Here is an 18,347-nt window from a genome sequence, read left to right as displayed (position 1 = left end):
GACTAAGTGCGGGTGATTGGATTTTTTCAGAATTTAAGCTTTCTACAAGTTAAAATAATCCTTTGGCAATACTTACCTCAAGTCACTAATAAAATGCCAAAGCTTTGACTTCATGAAAAAAAATATCCGGTCCAAAACTGAACCGGATAGCTTACTTTCATTTCGAAAAGATTAAATAAATCGATTCAAAAGATTTTCGTAGTACTCTTGCTTACCACTGATTTGAAGAGGTTCTCCAACTTCCATGGCATGATTTCTAAGATCTTCCAAAGTCAGTTTACCTTCTTCAAAGGCCTTTCCATTGCCAGAATCGTAGCTTGAATAGCGTAGTTTTCTTCTCTCCAAGTAATCAGACTTGTCTAAAATATCTTGAGCAATCAACATACTTCTGGCAAAAGCATCCATACTGCCGATATGCGCCAAAAATAAGTCATCCATGTCGGTGGAGTTTCTACGGATTTTAGCATCAAAATTAACACCTCCACCTTGTAGTCCACCCGAAGTCAACATGACAAGCATAGATTCAGTCAATTCCTGTAAGTTCAGAGCGAATTGGTCTGTATCCCAACCATTCTGGTAATCTCCTCGGTTGGCGTCAATACTCCCAAGCATACCGGCATCTGCAGCGACCTGTAGCTCATGCTGAAAGGTATGACCAGCTAGGGTAGCGTGATTTACTTCGATATTTAATTTAAAATCCTGATCCAGTCCAAAATGTCTGAGGAAGCCAATCACAGTGGCCGAATCGTAATCGTACTGATGCTTGGTAGGCTCCATCGGTTTGGGTTCGATAAAGAAGGTGCCTTTGAATCCGTTCTTACGTGCATAATCTCTGGCCATTGTAAGGAAACGAGCGAGGTGCTCGGTTTCTCTTTTCATATCCGTATTGAGAAGAGACATGTACCCTTCTCTTCCTCCCCAGAATACGTAGTTCTCTCCACTCAATTTAATAGTAGCATCTATTGCGTTTTTCACTTGCGTGCCTGCAAAAGCCAACACATCAAAATTTGGATTGGTAGAGGCTCCATTCATGTAGCGTGGATTGCTGAAGACATTTGCAGTGCCCCACAGCAGTTTTACGCCTGTCTCTTTTTGCTTTTCTAAGGCATAGTCGGAGATGATTTCCATTCTTCTTTCATATTCCGAAAGGTTGGAGCCTTCATCCACTAAGTCTATGTCGTGGAAGCAATAGTAAGGTGCTCCGATTTTCGTAATGAATTCGAAAGCTGCATCCATTTTATCTTTTGCTCTTTGTACTGGATCAGGATTAGCATCCCATGGATGATTGATGGTGCCTGGACCAAAGGGATCTCCTCCCGTACCGCAGAACGAGTGCCAATAAGCGATAGCAAACTTAAAATGCTCTTTCATGGTTTTTCCTCCAATCACTCGATTTTCATCGTAGTATCGAAAGGCAAGTGGATTATCACTTTCTTTTCCCTCGAATGGAATCTTATCGATCCCTTTAAAATAAGTCTTCGACATATTAGGTTTATTTAGGTTTAAAAGGTTTAAGGATTAATTATAGCTTCATTTTCTGGATTTGCTCCAGATGATTTTTCCAGCGGAGGTAAACTTCTTCATATGGCTCAAAGAAATTTTCATTGGGCTCAAAAGTTTCCAATAGTTCAAGACCTTCAAAAGCCTCTGATTCATTAGTAAAGACTCCAGCTCCGATTCCAGCTCCTCTAGCGGCCCCCTGCGCTCCATCTGTATCGTAAAGCTCCAAGTTGACACGGTTCATGTGGATAAACGTCTTTCTAAAGATAGGACTCAAAAACATATTGGCTTTCCCGGCTTTCACTGTATTCAATGTCATACCCATATCCTGCATGATTCTGAAGCCAAAAGTTAAAGCCGACACAATACCTTCTTGAGCAGCTCTAATCATATGGTTTCTACTATGCTTTAACAAATCCAGTCCTAGAAGGTGAGCTCCCACAGGTTGATTTTGCATGATCCGCTCTGTTCCATTCCCAAAGGGGATAAATACCAAGCCTTCTGCACCGATTCCGGCAGGCGAAGCCAAGTTATTCATCTCATCATACGAGATATGACTCCCTCCCATCAGGCGCTTGATCCAACTGTTTAGAATACCCGTCCCATTTACACAGAGTAAAACTCCATAGGAAGGTTTTTCTTTGGTGTGATTGACATGGACAAATGTATTCACTCGAGATAATGGATCATAAAGAGGCGTGTCACAAACGCCATAAACCGTTCCGGAGGTACCCGCCGTAGTGGCTAATTCACCTGGTTTAAGCACCTGAAGTGAAAAGGCATTATTAGGCTGATCTCCTGCCCGGTAGGACACAGGGATTCCCTTTTCTATTCCTGTAAGTTTTGAAGCTGAAGCAATCACATTTCCCTGTAGAGAGTACGAGGGAACTACTTCAGGAATCCAGTCCGGATCAATTTGATAATGATCCAGTACCTTTTTGCTTAGGCCATTTTCTTTAAAATCCCAAAAAACCCCCTCAGAAAGTCCTGTTTCGGAGGTTTTGATCTCTCCTGTGAGTTTCATGGCAATAAAATCACCAGGAAGCATGATTTTATGGATTTTGGAAGCTACCTCCGGCTCATTTTCTAGCACCCAACGAAGTTTGGAAGCCGTAAAATTTCCGGGAGAGTTCAATAGATTATTTAGACAATAATCCTCCCCTAATTTCTTGAAAGCTTGATCTCCTATGCCTACTGCTCTACTATCACACCATATTATAGAGGAGCGTAAGACATTTTGATTTTTATCCACTACGACCAAGCCGTGCATTTGATAAGCGATTCCTATACCTTTCAATTCGCCTTTTTTGACTGAGGCTTGATCGAGTACGTATTGTGTGGATTGCTGCACATATTTCCACCACATTTCAGGATCCTGTTCTGCAAATCCATCAGAAGGAGCATCAATAGGCATTTCCTCAGAGGGAAAAGCTTTGGACACCAAAGCCTTCCCCGTATCTGCACTTAGTAGAGAAGCTTTGACACTTGAACTCCCAATATCTATTCCTAATAAAAGCTTTCTCATGATTACCAAAATACAATGTAAAGTGCTGCAATAATCCCCGATATGATAAATGCTCCGATTTTAAAGGCAGTACTAGTTTTAAACAACTCCTTGTCAATGGTAATGCTGTTGGGATGATCTTTTCCTTTACCCTCTATTAGAGAGATGATAATCATCAAGGTAGCCAAGACTAAGAAGACCACACCCATTCGGTCTATAAAAGGAAGTGCAGGAAAAACAACTTTCAATATAATAGAAAGCGGAATACTAAGTCCTGCTCCTACTAACGCGGCATTTGATGTGGTTTTCTTCCAGAATACACCAAAAAAGAAAATAGCAAAGACTCCGGGACTGATAAAGCCCGTATATTCTTGAATGAACTGAAATGCCTGATCCAACTGTCCCAAAGCAGGAGCTACTAGTGCTGCTATAATAAAAGATACCGCTGCTGTGATACGACCTACTTTTACCTGCTTACTTTCAGTTGCATTTTGACCAAAGTATTTCTTATAAATATCCATGGTGAAAATCGTAGAAGTACTATTAGCCATGGACGCGAGAGAGGATACAATCGCCGCAGTCAAGGCTGCAAAAGCTAAACCTTTAAGTCCTACAGGTAGCAATTGTAATAAGGTGGGATAAGCTCTATCCGACTTGGTCAAACCCGATATAGGATCCTTCATCGATTCGATAAAGTCAACATCGATCCCATTTTTTACAATCACCCAAGCTGCAATCCCTGGAATGACCACGATCAATGGCATCAATAGTTTCAAAAATCCGGCGAAAATCATCCCTTTTTGGGCTTCATCCAAACTTTTTGCCGCCAAGGCCCGCTGTGTAATATACTGATTGAAACCCCAATAACTCAGATTGGTAATCCACATTCCTCCAACTAGAACCGATATTCCAGGTAGATCTTGATAGGCATCGTAAGTACCACCCTTACCGTCAGGAATCATCATTTCACCTTTGGATAGGATCATAGAAAAATGTCCAGGCACCTCTCTTCTTAATAAGCCCAATCCTTCCCAGGCATCTCCTCCGCCTACCATCTGAAGCGCTATGTAAGTAGTAGCCAATCCACCAGCGATCAAAAAGACCACCTGCACTACATCAGTCCATGCTACTGCTTTGAGACCACCGTAAATCGAATAGATCATCGCAAAAAGGGCAAGACCTATGATTCCGTACACCATCGGCACATTTAAGATGGTATTTAAACTTAGTGCTCCAAGATAAAGTACTGAAGTCAAGTTGACAAAGACATAGAGCAGAAGCCAGAAAATCGCCATAGTTGTCCTCACTCGCGTATCATAGCGATCCAAGAGAAATCCTGGCATGGTATAAATACCCTTTTTAATATATATGGGCAGGAAGAATATAGCCACTACCAACAATGTAGCTGCTGCCATCCACTCGTAAGTAGAAATTGCCAAACCGAGTGCAAAACCTGATCCGGACATTCCAATAAATTGCTCTGCAGAGATATTAGAAGCAATCAATGACGCTCCTACTGCCCACCAAGGTAGTGCTTTGGAGGCGAGAAAATAATCGGAGGAATTTTTCACGTGACCTTTTTTCTCTCTAGAGACAAAAAGCCCCATTCCAATAATTAGCAAACAGTATCCTACAAATACTACTAAATCTAAGGGTTCTAAGAGCATATGGATTAATAGGTTAGTTTTTGGGCAAACGTTTTTGTTACAAGACTAATAGATAAAATATAAGGCAATAAATATAAGATTTTAGCAGGAACGAGCTATAACCTCTCAACATTTTTGCTGAAAAAATCAAAATAAGTTTTGGAGATTAGACATGGGCTCAGAATGAAAATCCTGTCCTTCAACAGATTGGATATACCTTATACCGGTGACATTAGATATCCATACTTGATCAGCTGTCAGCAGATCAGACTTTTTAAATAATCCCTCCGTCACTTCTACCCCTTGATCTACCAATTTTTGGATAATTACCTTTCGGCTGATTCCTGCTATACAGCCGGTTGCTAAAGAAGGTGTAAATACCTTTTCCCCCTTCCTCCAAAATATAGAGGAAGAACCACCTTCCGCAATATTGCCAAAAGAATCCAGCAAAATAATTTCATCTACTTGGCGCTCTATCCGCTCTTTTGCCGCAAGAATATAGGGAAGTGCATTTAAGGTTTTACAATGGGAAAACATCGTTTTTGTCAAAAACACCTTTTTGCTAAAAACTGCCTCACTCACAACTTTGCCACTCGCTTGAAATGCAGAGACTTCAATAAGCTGATTAATTCCTGAAGTTTCGGGCGAGTATTTACCTCCACCAGTCCGATATACGATCCACTTTATTCGTCTTGGCTTTTCACCTTTGACTAGTTCCAAGACTGAATTTGGATCAATTTGACTAATATCTAAACCCAACAGCTTCATTCCATTGACCAATCTTTCCACATGAAGGTCAAAGTATCGAATAGTCCCTTCTTCCCAGACCATAGTTTCGAATAGTCCATCTCCAAAACTCAAAGCTCTGTTAGGAAATCCTAGGCAGGGGTTCTGCTGCCAAAGACCCGAATTTCCTTCGGAATAAAATACTGTTTCAAATTCGTTCATAAATACGTTCGTATTCGTACAATATCGAATTATGTTTAGATACTAAACTGTTAAAATTTCTTGAAATAAATCAAAAAGAAGCTCAAATTGCGCATAATTCAACAAATTGACCAAAGAAATAAGAATAGACTTTACCTTAGCATTAAAATTGGGTTCAAAAGGCGATGGCTGGAAAAAGTAGTGTATTTGATATGATAGGTCCGGTGATGATAGGTCCCTCCTCTTCCCACACGGCAGGAGTAGTGAGAATTGCTAGGGCTGCTATTCGAGTCTTAGGAGGCACTCCTGATGAGGTGTCGATTTTGTTCTACAATTCCTTTGCAAGAACCTATGAAGGTCATGGAAGTGATCGAGCGATCATTGGGGGCCTGATGGATTTCAAGACTGACGACGAGCGGATAAGAGATGCCTTAGAAATTGCCAAAGAAAAAGGGCTTAAATATCACTTTAAGTCAATCGGAAATTCTTCTATTCATCACCCCAACACCATCAAATTGCTTTTGACAAAAAATGGCAAAAGCATTGAAGTCGTAGGAGAAAGTCTAGGTGGAGGATTGATCAATATTGCCGAGGTTGACGGATTTGTAGCCAACTTTTCTGCACAAGCCCACACACTAATTATCAAAGCAAAGGACGTATCCGGAGCTATTGCCTTTATTTCTTCTGTCATCGCTCAAGAAAAAACAAATATTGCGACCATGTCGGTCTCGAGAAAAGGAAAAAATGATCTTGCCTGCCATGTCATTGAAATGGACTCGGGAATCGCCCCCATTACTATTGAATATTTAAAATCTTTACCCTGGATAAACGAACTAATTTACATACCAGATATTGACCTATAACTAATTTATGAAAAAGCTTTTACTAGGCTTAGCTTTTAGCGTTAGTGGTTTTTTTAGTGCTCATTCCCAACAATTGACCGGCCCCATAGATCTTGAGTCAGCCGTGAAAATAGCACTTGAAAACAACTTGACACTGAAGCGAAGTGAACTAAACCAACTATCAAATGAAGCGACACTACTCCAATCTCAAGGAGCACGACTTCCGTCCCTTTCCTCCGGAGCAAGTACGGGATATCGCTGGGGTAGATCTATTAACCCCGTAACCAACCTCTTTGAAACGCAGCGTATAGGCAATATCAACGTGTCTGCCAATTCCAACGCTACGCTTTTCGCGGGTCAGCGCCTGACCAACTCCATCAATCAGGCAAAAATAGACCTAGAAGCAGGCACCTATAATATCGAGGCAACGAAGAATACGATCACACTTAATGTGATTAATCTTTACATCAACATTGTATTTAACAGAGAGCAGGCAAAAATCGCAGAACGGCAGCTCGCAACAACACGTGAGCAGCTTGACCGGACGACAAGATTGGTAGATGCAGGTTCGCTACCTTTAGCGGACCGACTAGATCTAGAGGCTCAAGTGGCTACTAATGAACTGGAGGTAATCAATGCCTATCAATCGCTTAATCTTTCCAAGCTTAATTTAGCTCAGGCCCTTCAGATCCCCTACACGGAAGATTTTGAAATCATAGAACCCAAACTGGAAATCAACGAAGGTCTCACACTCACAGAGGACGCTAGTTCTATATTTGCGGCTGCTGTGGACAATATGCCTGAAATAAAAGCGGCTGAAGCCTCTTTAGAGAGTGCTCGTCTAGGGGTAAAAATCGCAAAAGGTCAGTTTTACCCTACGCTAGGGGTAGGCGCCAATCTTTTCTCCAATTATGTAGATCGGGCAGCGCCGGGCAGGGAACCAGACCCATTAGGACAGCAAATACAAAATAACTTATCCCAATCGGTGAATCTGCAGCTTAATATTCCAATCTTTTCTCAATTCAATAATAAGGCTAATCTACAAAGAGCAAGAGTGCAAGAAAGACTTGCAGAAATCGCTCAGCAAGAGGCAGAAAACCAGCTGAGACAGGATATTGAAACAGCATACAACAATGCGCTCGCTGCAGAGCAGTCCTATCAGGCCTCACTCACAAGAGTAAAGAGTCTAGAGGAATCATTTCGTATTTCTCAACAGCGTTTTGACTTAGGCGCTATTAATTCAGTGGATTTTCAAGTTTCGCAAGCTAATTTCTTCAATGCACAAGCGGACTTAATCAATGCTAAATACACCTATATTTTCCGAGTAAAAGTTCTAGATTTCTATTTGGGCAATCCCATCAACCTCAACTAAACCATGGCATCAAAAAAATCAAATAAATTTATCTACTACCTACTGGGTATAGTCGGAATCCTGATCATTTTTGCTATCATCGCCAGATCAGCTGGCTGGATAGGTGGAGAAAGTGTGACTAAAGTAGAAACAGCCGAAGTCGGCAATAAATCAATCATTGAAAAAGTAAGTGCTTCTGGAGAAATCCAGCCGGAAATAGAAGTTAATCTAAGTCCAGATGTAGCAGGTGAGATTATTGAATTAAATATACAAGAAGGCGATTCAGTTTCAGAGGGTAAGTTATTGGTGAAAATCAGACCAGATAATTTCATCTCAGCCCTTGAGCGAAGCCGTGCCAATCTCAATCAGCAGCAAGCTAATCTAGCACAATCCAGAGCAAGTTTACAACGAGCTGAGGCCCAGTTTACACGAAGTGAACTTGAATACAAGCGACAGAAATCACTTTACGAGCAAAAGGCAATATCAGATGCGGATTTTGAGCAAGCGGAAGCCAATTACATTACTGCTCAGAAAGATCTCGAAGCCGCCAAGCAAAGTGTCAATGCAGCCGAATTTGTGGTAAAAAGCTCTCAAGCCACAGTCAATGAGGCAGCTGAAAACTTGAGACTTACCAGTGTCTATTCACCTGTGAGTGGAATAGTTTCCAATCTATTGGTAGAAAAAGGTGAACGTGTGGTGGGTACGCAACAGATGGCCGGTACAGAAATGCTCACGATAGCAGACCTGACAAAAATGGAGGTCCGAGTAGATGTCAATGAGAACGATATTGTAAGGCTTTCATTGGGAGATACTACTCTAATAGATGTTGACGCTTATTCCTCAGATGGCAAAAGATTTAAAGGAATAGTGACTAGTATTGCCAACACTGCCAATGCGAAAGCCTCTTCCGATGCCGTCACAGAATTCAAAGTAAAGATTAGAATTCTAAACAGCTCTTATCAGGACCTAGTCAATCAAGGCAATCGATATCCATTTCGTCCTGGAATGACAGCTTCTGTAGAAATCATCACCAATCAAAAGGACAATACCTTATCTGTCCCTCTAGCCGCAGTGACAACGAGAGAAGATAAACTAGACACTCTATCTGACGGTACCACCCGTCCACAAGAATTGGTTTTTTTAATAGAAGACGGTGTCGCTAAAATGACGAAAATCAAAACAGGAATATCTGATTTTCAAAATATTGAAGTAGTAGAAGGGCTTACCGCCGGACAGGAAGTGATTTCGGGACCTTATTTTACGGTGAGTAAGGAGCTAAAAGACGGGGACAAAATAGAAAAGTCAAATCGCCCCACAGAAAGCAAAAAATAAATCAATAGTACTTATATCGATCCTATAAAATCCTGACTTCGTTGAAGTCAGGATTTTTTTCTTCCTTCTTGTAGCATGTGAACTTTTTAAAATTCAGATACCTTTTTTAACCATGGAGAAACCAATACAAATCCGAGTCAAAAACATGGTCTGTCCGCGCTGTGTGCAAGCGATAAAACACATCTTAACAGATCTAGCGATTGACTTTCGATCTGTAGACTTGGGTGTAATAGACCTAGATCAACATCTCAATGAGAAGCAACACCAAGCACTTTCACAGCGTCTGAAAGAGCAGGGCTTTGAAATTTTAGAGTCAAAAAACGCTTCCTTGATTCAAATCATCAAAAACACTTTGATTCATCAAATCCATCATTCCGAAGAAATTTTATCCACTAATTACTCTGAATTTTTAGAACAAAAGTTAGATCAAGACTACGCTCAAATGAGTAGGCTTTTTTCTCAAGTGGAAGGATTGACTATCGAGAAGTATATTACGAGACTAAAGGTCGAAAAAGCCAAGGAATGGATCCTTTATGATGAAAAAGGAATGGCTGAAATAGCTTTTCTACTGGGCTATAGTTCTGCCGCTTACCTCTCATCTCTATTTAAAAAAGAGACAGGAATGACTCCTTCCCAATTCAAACAAAATTCCGGAAAGCGAAAAAACCTGGATGAGCTTTAAGCCATTTCAAACCCTCAAAATTTTATAAGTTTTTCTCAAAATTTCATAACAGACTAGAGTACGAAAGATCCGATCTTTGTACTATGCAAACCGTGGAAAATAATCTCCAAAAGAAAACCTTTCCAGTCACAGGGATGACCTGTGCAGCCTGCGCCTCAAGCGTGGAGACCATTTTGACTTATACCGAAGGAGTAAAGGCCGCTTCGGTAAATTTCGCCACCAACTCTGTTTGGGTAGAATTTGAAAACAGTCTCACAGCCGAAGATTTAGATAAGGCACTTCAAGATGTGGGCTATGGACTTATTTTAAGTAAAAACACCCAAGATGCACAGGAAACCTATCAGAAAGACCACTATAAAAAAGTTAAAAAACAATCGATAGGAGCTGCTATTTTGACGCTTCCCGTTTTTATCATTGGAATGTTTTTCATGGATTGGCAAGCAGGGAGATGGATTTCTCTCGTTTTATCCATTCCTATTTTGTTCTATTTTGGAGGCCATTTTTTTGTAAATGCATGGAAGCAAGCTCGTCACGGTAAAGCCAATATGGACACTTTGGTGGCACTGAGTACAGGAATTGCCTTCATATTTAGCGTCTTTAATACACTAAATCCGGAATTTTGGCTCCGCCAAGGACTTAGTCCTCATGTTTACTACGAGGCGGCTACGGTGATTATTACTTTTATCTCTTTTGGTAAATTACTCGAAGAGCGGGCCAAGACCGGAACAGGAGAAGCCATAAGAAAACTGATGGGACTACAGGCCAAAACCTTGACCATTTTAGAAGGTGAGTCGGAACGGACTATTCCCATCGAGGAGGTCAAAAAAGGCATGCATATCCTTGTCAAGCCGGGAGAAAAAATCCCTGTTGACGGAAAAGTACTATCAGGAATGTCCTTTGTGGATGAAAGCATGATATCGGGAGAGCCTCTCCCCTTAGAAAAGAAGAAAACGGACTCCGTCTTTGCAGGCACTTTAAATCAAAAGGGAAGTTTCCAATTTGAGGCTGAGAAAGTAGGCTCAGAGACTATGCTTGCACAGATTATCCAAAGTGTGCAAAAGGCCCAAGGAAGTAAAGCTCCTGTCCAAAAGTTAGTAGATAAAATAGCAGGCATTTTTGTTCCAACCGTCATCCTGATTTCAATAGTCACCTTCGTTACTTGGATGCTTATAGGCGGAGAAAATGCATTTACTCAGGCACTCCTAACCTCTATTTCTGTACTGGTAATTGCTTGCCCCTGTGCCCTTGGGCTCGCTACTCCTACTGCTATCATGGTGGGTATGGGTAAAGGTGCCGAACATCAAATCTTAATCAAAGATGCCGAGAGCCTAGAGTTAGCTCGCGAAATAGACACATTACTATTGGATAAGACAGGCACAATCACTTCTGGAAAGCCAACCGTCCAAGAAATTGCTTGGTTTATCGAAAAGGAAGACGAGGAGCAGCTTTCTTCTGTACTTTATGGATTAGAATCTGTCTCCGAACATCCCCTAGCGGAAGCCATTCAGCGATATTTTCAGGAGAAAAAAATCAAAAAAATTCCGCTATCACAATTTGAAAGTATTACCGGTAAAGGCGTAAAAGGCCAATTAAAGGAGACAACTTATTGGGCGGGAAATTACGCGCTCATCCAGGAAGTGGGAATTACTGTCCCCTCAGAGATTGCCACCAAAGCTGATGATTGGGCTAAAAATGCGCAAACAATCATCTATTTTGCCTCTGAAAATAAAGTAATTGCCATTCTTGGAATCCGTGATCAAGTGAAAGCAAGTTCTAAAAACGCCATTCAAAAGCTTAAAGACCAACATATTGATGTATGGATGCTTACAGGTGACAATTTAGAAACGGCAACAGCTATAGCTTCCGAGGTAGGAATCTCTCACATTAAGGCCAGTCTCTTACCACAGGACAAAGCACAGATTGTCCGAGAACTTCAGCAAAAAGGTAAAAAAGTAGCTATGGTTGGAGATGGGATCAACGATTCCGAAGCCTTAGCACAAGCCGATGTAAGTATAGCCATGGGGCACGGTTCGGATATCGCTATGGACGTAGCCAAGATTACTTTGATTACCTCTGATCTCCTGAAAATCCCACAGGCTTTCAAGCTTTCTCATCAGACTGTACGTGGGATACGTCAAAATCTTTTCTGGGCTTTTGTTTACAATGTGATCGGAATTCCGATAGCAGCAGGGATACTCTATCCGATCAATGGGTTTCTACTAGACCCTATGATTGCAGGTGCAGCGATGGCTTTCAGCTCGGTCTCTGTAGTCATGAATAGCCTGAGATTAAAGGCTAAAGCTCTTTAAAATCAATACAGTTAGCACCATTTATTCACCAAATAAAAATTATAGCATGAAAACCTTGAAATTTAAAACCAACATCCAGTGTACTAATTGCCTCTCAAAAGTAAGCCCAAAGCTCAACGAGCAAAGTGGAATCAATAATTGGGAAGTGAACCTTGAAGATCCACAGCGCACCCTCAGTGTTCAAACAGAAAGTCTTGAAGCCGCAGACATAAAAAAAGCGGTGTTAAGAGCTGGGTTTATAGCAGAGGAAATCTAAGTGCAAAGAAACTACTGAACCGACATAAGGCATAAGATCAAGGACTTAACTCATGCCTTATGTCAGAAGTAGTGAAGCTATTTTGAACAAATAAAATTAATTTCCGTACTTTTGAATCGATGAAACCTTTCATTTCCATATTCATGGCATTATTTGTATTCTTTTCCTCCGTTGGGATGGCAAAGACTACCCATTTTTGTATGGGTTATGCGATGAATTCTGAAATTGGTTTTGGTCAAAAGCACCTGGACTGTGGAATGGCAATGCCGATGGACCACAGCGAAAACAAGGAAGATAATAAGCAGGATGAAAACACCTGCTGCGAAAATATTACCGAGCATCTCCAAGTTGATGAAGAAACTCAGCTTAAAAAATTAACGATAGCGTTAGACCTAAATTTTGCTGTTGCACTTTTTCATATTATTACTTTTGGAAGTGATTTTTTCTTTCAAGCTAATGACGAAAAAGAATATTTTTCCTCCCCTCCTCTTCTACAGGAACTTCATATCCTGTATGAAACCTACCTGATCTAGACCTGAGGTTTGGCAGCTCTGCTGTCATAGGCAAGCCCTTCTACACAGAATGGGAAATTCTTAATGCTAAACCTCATGATATATGATAAACCGAATCGTCAAGTATTTTCTTGAAAATAAACTAGTCACGATTTTATTCCTCCTACTGATTATAGGCTGGGGTATTGTTACGGCACCTTTCAACTGGAATGTGGGGATACTTCCTCGAGATCCTGTTCCCGTAGATGCCATTCCTGATATTGGGGAAAACCAACAAATCGTATTTACTGAATGGATGGGTCGATCTCCTCAAGATGTAGAGGATCAAATCACCTACCCCTTGACTACTTCACTCTTGGGGCTCCCCGGCGTGAAAAGTGTCAGGTCAAGTTCGGCCTTTGGTTTTTCTAGCATCTATATCATTTTCGAGGACGATATAGAGTTTTATTGGAGCCGTTCTCGTGTTTTGGAAAAGCTCAATTCACTTCCTGTCGATTTATTGCCAGAAGACGTACAACCCAAACTAGGCCCTGATGCTACGGCTTTAGGTCAGGTTTTTTGGTATACACTCGAAGGGCGGGACGAAGAAGGAAATCCCACGGGAGGATGGGACCTTCATGAACTCAGAACTATCCAAGATTACTATGTCCGTTACTCTCTTACTGCGGTGGAAGGCGTCGCTGAGGTAGCTTCCGTAGGCGGCTACGTCAAAGAATACCAAGTCGATGTAGACCCTAGTGCATTGAAAGCTAACGATGTGAGTCTGATGGATGTAATGGAAGCTGTCCGCAAATCAAACCTTGACGTTTCTGCCAATACCATTGAGGTCAATCGGGTAGATTATTTCATCAGAGGATTGGGCTATGTGGAAGAGTTAGCCGACTTGGACAAGGCAGTAGTAAAAGTCACCAATAATATTCCCATCAGGATCCAGGATGTGGCAAGAGTAAATATTGGCCCACAGCCTAGAAACATGTCAGGTATCTTGGATAAAAGCGGTGCAGAAGCAGTGGGCGGAGTCGTCATTGCTAGGTATGGTGACAATCCTCTACAAGTGATAGAAGGAGTCAAAGCTGAGATAGAAAAGCTTTCCCAAGGCCTTCCTACCAAGACTTTGGCAGACGGTACTACCTCCAAGGTGACCCTAGTGCCATTTTATGATCGTACAGGTCTTATCTATGAGACATTAGGGACACTTTATGAAGCTATCAGCCTACAAATATTGATTACCATCCTCGTGATAATAGTGATGGTGTATAATCTGAGAGCATCACTTTTGATTTCGGCCCTACTACCCTTAGCAGTATTAATGTGCTTCATCTTTATGAAGTATACCGGGGTCGATGCCAATATCGTCGCCCTTTCAGGGATAGCCATTGCTATTGGGACCATGGTAGATTTAGGAATCATTCTCAATGAAAATGTCCTTCGACATCTAGAAATGGCCCCTAAAGGAGAGTCCAAACTCAAGACCGTTTACCTTGCCTCTGCAGAAGTTTCGGGTGCCATCCTAACCGCTGTCAGTACTACAATAATTAGCTTCTTGCCTGTCTTTACACTACAAGCAGCAGAGGGCAAGCTTTTCGGACCTTTGGCTTATACCAAAACTTTTGCTTTGATCTCAGCGGTGATCTTCACGCTGCTGATTATGCCGGCTTTTTCACATTGGATCTTCAGTTTGAAAAGTGCAAAAGGCAAAATTGGCCGTTATTTGAATTACGGATTACTAATCCTTGGCCCTTTGATCGCTTTCACTTTTTGGTCATGGGGAGGTTGGTTACTTTTCGGCTACGGGCTGGTACATAGCCTCTCTTTTCATTTTCCAGAAAGTATCGGAAAGAATAAAAACCTGCTCATCATTACAGTCACCCTAGTATTTGTTGCCTGGCTTTTGACACAGCAGTGGATGCCATTAGGTGTATCAGTGAGCACATTCACCAACTTTATATTTATTGCCCTTCTCTTAGGCTTGGTCTTGGGTAGTTTTGCAGGATTCATCCGAATTTACCCCCAAATCCTAAATTGGTGCCTGGCCAACAAAGGGACTTTCCTACTCTTCCCTTTATTAGTGATTCTTCTTGGTGTAAGTGTTTGGTTGGGGTTTGGGCGTGTATTTGGCATCGTACCCAAAGCCTTCGATAGCGTAGGAATCAACATCCGAACTACAGGGTTTTGGTCTGGATTGACACATACTTTCCCTGGATTGGGCAAGGAATTCATGCCTTCACTCAATGAAGGTTCCTTTCTATTAATGCCTACCACTATGCCTCACGCAGGTGTCGAGGAAAATAAAGAAGTTTTACAGCGACTTGATATGCTAGTCACTGCGATACCTGAAGTGGATATGGTAGTGGGCAAAGCAGGGCGAGCAGAAACCGCCATCGACCCTGCTCCGATGAATATGTTTGAAAATACCATCAATTATAAATCAGAATATGCCACGGACCTAAACGGTAATCGGCTAAGATTTAAAATAAAAGATGGAAAATATGAATTGAAAGATGGGTCACTGTATGATCGGGGCACCATGTCTCCCAATCAAATTCAAGTGGAGGATCTAATCCCTGATGAAAATGGAGAATATTTTCGCCAATGGAGAGATCATATTCAAACAGCAGATGACATCTGGGATGAAATCGTCAACGTAGTCAATCTACCGGGGGTCACCTCCTCTCCCAAGCTACAACCTATTGAAACTCGACTCGTCATGCTGCAAACAGGCATGAGAGCTCCTATGGGAATAAAAGTATATGGCCCAGATTTACAAACGATTGAATCCTTTGGTTTAGAGTTGGAAAAATACCTTAAAGAGGTCCCTTCTGTCAAAAAAGAAGCTGTTTTTGCAGATCGAATCGTAGGAAAGCCCTACTTAGAACTAGATATAGATAGAGATCAGATCTCCCGGTATGGAATGAATGTCGTCGATGTTCAAGATTTTATTGAGACGGCCATAGGAGGCATGAAACTCAGTACCACGGTAGAGGGAAGAGAGCGATTTCCAATTAGAGTTAGGTACGCTCGGGAGTTTAGAGACGACCCCTACGCGATTGAAAATCTACAAGTACCGACTCCTTTAGGAAGCTACATCCCTCTCGGGCAGTTGGCAAAAATTTCCTATCGCCCTGGGCCGGATATGATCCGTGGAGAAAACAGCTTCTTAGTAGGTTATGTATTGTTAGACAAGATGCCTGGATTCGCAGAGGTAACTGTGGTTGAAGATGCACAGCGCTACATTCAAGGAAAAATTGACTCTGGCGAGTTGGAAATTCCTAATGGAGTGCGCTTTCAGTTCTCTGGCTCTTATGAAAATCAGCTACGGGCTGAAAAGCGCCTTTCGGTTGTGGTTCCTCTTTCTTTGATCTTGATATTTCTGATCCTTTATTTTCAGTTTAGGGCTGTGTCTACCTCGCTATTTGTATTTGTAGGAATAGCAATGGCCTTTTCAGGAGGATTTTTAATGATTTGGTTCTATGGACAGGATTGGTTTATGAATTTCAGTCTTTTCGGAAATAATATGCGAGACCTTTTTCAAATGAAGGTCTACAATCTCAGCGTAGCCGTTTGGGTCGGTTTTATTGCATTGTTCGGTATAGCCACTGATGACGGTGTAGTAGTTGCCTCCTATTTGGATCAAAGCTTCAGGGAAAACGAACCTAAATCCATCAAAGAAATAAGAGAAGCTGTGCTTGAAGCAGGAAAAAGAAGAATTCTTCCCTGTATGATGACCACCGCTACCACATTTTTAGCTTTGCTACCAATTTTCACCTCCACTGGAAGAGGTTCAGATATTATGATTCCCATGGCTATTCCTGCTTTGGGCGGGATGATTCTGGAAGTCACCACAGTATTCATAGTCCCCACACTCTACTGCTGGTGGGCAGAGCGAAAATTTAAAAACAACTCCAAGGTTTTTACCGAGGAATTAAACGCCTAAAGTCATGACAAATAAGACTTTGAAATTGAAATATCAACCAAGAACGGAAAAGTGGAAATTATTATTTCCACAGGTCAATCCGCACTGTGGTATGCTACTTCTCTGGTTGCTCATACAAGGTTCCTTGTTCTTACCTGAACAGATCCAGGCGCAATCCTTAGATGATTATCTTCTCGAAGCAGCAGAAAATAATCCAGGTCTGAAGGCCTCCTACTTGCGATATGAAGCGGCACTTGAGCGAAGCCATCAACCCAGCTTACCGGATCCTGAATTGCAAGCGGGAGTGTTTTTACAGCCGATGGAAAGGTTTATGGGCAATCAATCGGCAGATTTCAGATTGATGCAGATGTTTCCTTGGTTTGGAATGATTAGCACCCAAAAAAAAGAAGCTAATCAAATGGCTCAGGCTCAGTACCAGCTTTTTTTGGAAGAGAAAAACCGGCTTTTCTTTCAAATCAAGCGGACTTGGTATGAAATGATTCGTTTACGTGAAGAAATTGAGATTTCTCAGGAAAATCTTGAATTCCTAAAAAAATACGAAGAATTGGCCTTGATGAGATTCAAATCCGGTACTTCGGGGAATACAATTAGCCCCTCCTCACCTACTCCCGCTGCCAGTTCTAATTCATCTTCCGCCTCATCGGGAATGTCAGCAATGGGAAACACATCTAACAACTCTTCGACTTCTTCAGCTGAAGGCATGGGTACCGCTGCCATGAGTAGCTCTGAAACAACCATAAATGCTGTACTTCAAATAAAGATTGAGATCAAAGAATTGGAGAATAGCATCGAGCAACTACATGCCGATGAAGAACCACTAAAAATAACATTCAATCAGCTACTCAATAGAGGGATAGATGCAAAAATCAATCTTCCATCACAGCTGGTTCAGCCTCAGCTTTCCTTACAAAAACAGGAAATCCTAGACAGCATCTGGCAAAATAACCCTATGCTGGAAATGTACGATGCGGAGATTGGAGCCTATCAACAGCAAGCCAAAATGGCAAATCTGGAAGGGAAACCCATGCTGGGTGCAGGTGTCAATTATATGACTTTTGCTCCAAGACCAGAAAACGGAATGTTTATGGGAGGTGAAAATATGATCATGCCCATGGTTAATATCACGCTTCCCATTTATCGGAAAAAAATCAAGTCCAAAATAAAAGAAGCGGAGCTATTACAGGAATCCAAAAGGCTGGAAAGAAATAAAACTGAAAACCTTCTTGCGATGGAGTGGGCTGAGGCCTTTCGAACTTGGGAAGAAAGCGAGCGTAATCTTTCTCTTTACGAAGCTCAGATAGAACTGGTCAACCAACAAATACAACTTTTGGAAACCGCCTATGCAAGTAATGCCACCACACTTGAAAATGTGCTTCAAGCACATCAGCAGCTACTTAATTACCAGCTCAAGCGCATCAATGCAATCAACAATCAATACCAAAGCCTAGCTTTACTCGAGGCTTTGGTTTCTTCTTCCCTGCTCACCTTTTGATTGAAACATCATGAAATATCCATGACGGGAGCGCGACACACAGGGGGATGATTATATCCC

General features: G+C 41.7%; 13 protein-coding genes. 9 read left to right on the top strand and 4 right to left on the bottom strand.

Annotated elements, in window-relative coordinates:
* Positions 1 to 171: 171 nt before the first annotated feature.
* The 4 genes from xylA to BLQ57_RS08525 all read right to left on the bottom strand — a co-directional run bounded on the left by xylA (position 172) and on the right by BLQ57_RS08525 (position 5,598).
* Positions 172 to 1,485, bottom strand: a complete 1,314-nt coding sequence (xylA, locus tag BLQ57_RS08540) for a xylose isomerase (RefSeq protein WP_087940996.1) — start codon at positions 1,483 to 1,485, stop codon at positions 172 to 174.
* Between the two features lie 37 nt (positions 1,486 to 1,522).
* Positions 1,523 to 3,025 (bottom strand): xylulokinase, encoded by a 1,503-nt coding sequence (locus tag BLQ57_RS08535; RefSeq protein WP_087940997.1) that lies wholly within the window; start codon positions 3,023 to 3,025, stop codon positions 1,523 to 1,525.
* 2 nt (positions 3,026 to 3,027) lie between these two features.
* Positions 3,028 to 4,671 carry a sodium/sugar symporter gene (locus BLQ57_RS08530; RefSeq protein WP_087940998.1) on the bottom strand — a complete coding sequence of 548 codons (1,644 nt, stop codon included), beginning with the start codon at positions 4,669 to 4,671 and terminating at the stop codon, positions 3,028 to 3,030.
* A 126-nt stretch (positions 4,672 to 4,797) separates the two neighbouring features.
* The gene (locus BLQ57_RS08525; RefSeq protein WP_087940999.1) at positions 4,798 to 5,598 is read right to left on the bottom strand and encodes an aminotransferase class IV; all 801 of its coding nucleotides are present in this window, start codon (positions 5,596 to 5,598) and stop codon (positions 4,798 to 4,800) included.
* Between the two features lie 164 nt (positions 5,599 to 5,762).
* Between BLQ57_RS08525 and sdaAB the strand changes: the two genes are divergently transcribed.
* The 9 genes from sdaAB (at position 5,763) to BLQ57_RS08480 (ending at position 18,287) form a co-directional block, all read left to right on the top strand.
* Complete coding sequence (gene sdaAB, locus BLQ57_RS08520; protein ID WP_087941000.1) at positions 5,763 to 6,440, top strand: L-serine ammonia-lyase, iron-sulfur-dependent subunit beta; 678 nt, start codon at positions 5,763 to 5,765, stop codon at positions 6,438 to 6,440.
* Between the two features lie 7 nt (positions 6,441 to 6,447).
* The gene (locus BLQ57_RS08515) at positions 6,448 to 7,791 is read left to right on the top strand and encodes a TolC family protein (protein ID WP_087941001.1); all 1,344 of its coding nucleotides are present in this window, start codon (positions 6,448 to 6,450) and stop codon (positions 7,789 to 7,791) included.
* A gap of 3 nt (positions 7,792 to 7,794) precedes the next feature.
* The gene (locus BLQ57_RS08510) at positions 7,795 to 9,102 is read left to right on the top strand and encodes an efflux RND transporter periplasmic adaptor subunit (RefSeq protein ID WP_087941002.1); all 1,308 of its coding nucleotides are present in this window, start codon (positions 7,795 to 7,797) and stop codon (positions 9,100 to 9,102) included.
* Positions 9,103 to 9,214: 112 nt separating this feature from the next.
* A complete protein-coding gene (locus tag BLQ57_RS08505; RefSeq protein WP_087941003.1) occupies positions 9,215 to 9,784 on the top strand; it encodes a helix-turn-helix domain-containing protein in 570 nt (189 codons plus the stop codon).
* Positions 9,785 to 9,867: 83 nt separating this feature from the next.
* Positions 9,868 to 12,093 (top strand): heavy metal translocating P-type ATPase, encoded by a 2,226-nt coding sequence (locus tag BLQ57_RS08500; protein WP_087941004.1) that lies wholly within the window; start codon positions 9,868 to 9,870, stop codon positions 12,091 to 12,093.
* A 46-nt stretch (positions 12,094 to 12,139) separates the two neighbouring features.
* Positions 12,140 to 12,349: a heavy-metal-associated domain-containing protein gene (locus BLQ57_RS08495; protein WP_087941005.1), complete on the top strand. Its 210-nt coding sequence runs from the start codon at positions 12,140 to 12,142 to the stop codon at positions 12,347 to 12,349.
* Between the two features lie 119 nt (positions 12,350 to 12,468).
* Positions 12,469 to 12,882: an HYC_CC_PP family protein gene (locus BLQ57_RS08490; protein ID WP_087941006.1), complete on the top strand. Its 414-nt coding sequence runs from the start codon at positions 12,469 to 12,471 to the stop codon at positions 12,880 to 12,882.
* A gap of 82 nt (positions 12,883 to 12,964) precedes the next feature.
* On the top strand, positions 12,965 to 16,795 hold the full coding sequence (locus BLQ57_RS08485) for an efflux RND transporter permease subunit (protein ID WP_087941007.1): 3,831 nt from the start codon (positions 12,965 to 12,967) through the stop codon (positions 16,793 to 16,795).
* 4 nt (positions 16,796 to 16,799) lie between these two features.
* A complete protein-coding gene (locus BLQ57_RS08480) occupies positions 16,800 to 18,287 on the top strand; it encodes a TolC family protein (protein ID WP_087941008.1) in 1,488 nt (495 codons plus the stop codon).
* Positions 18,288 to 18,347 lie beyond the last annotated feature (60 nt).

Source organism: Algoriphagus faecimaris (assembly GCF_900101705.1).
Taxonomy (GTDB): domain Bacteria; phylum Bacteroidota; class Bacteroidia; order Cytophagales; family Cyclobacteriaceae; genus Algoriphagus; species Algoriphagus faecimaris.
Note: the sequence above shows the minus strand (reverse complement) of the source record. Positions and strands in the feature narration are given on the sequence as shown.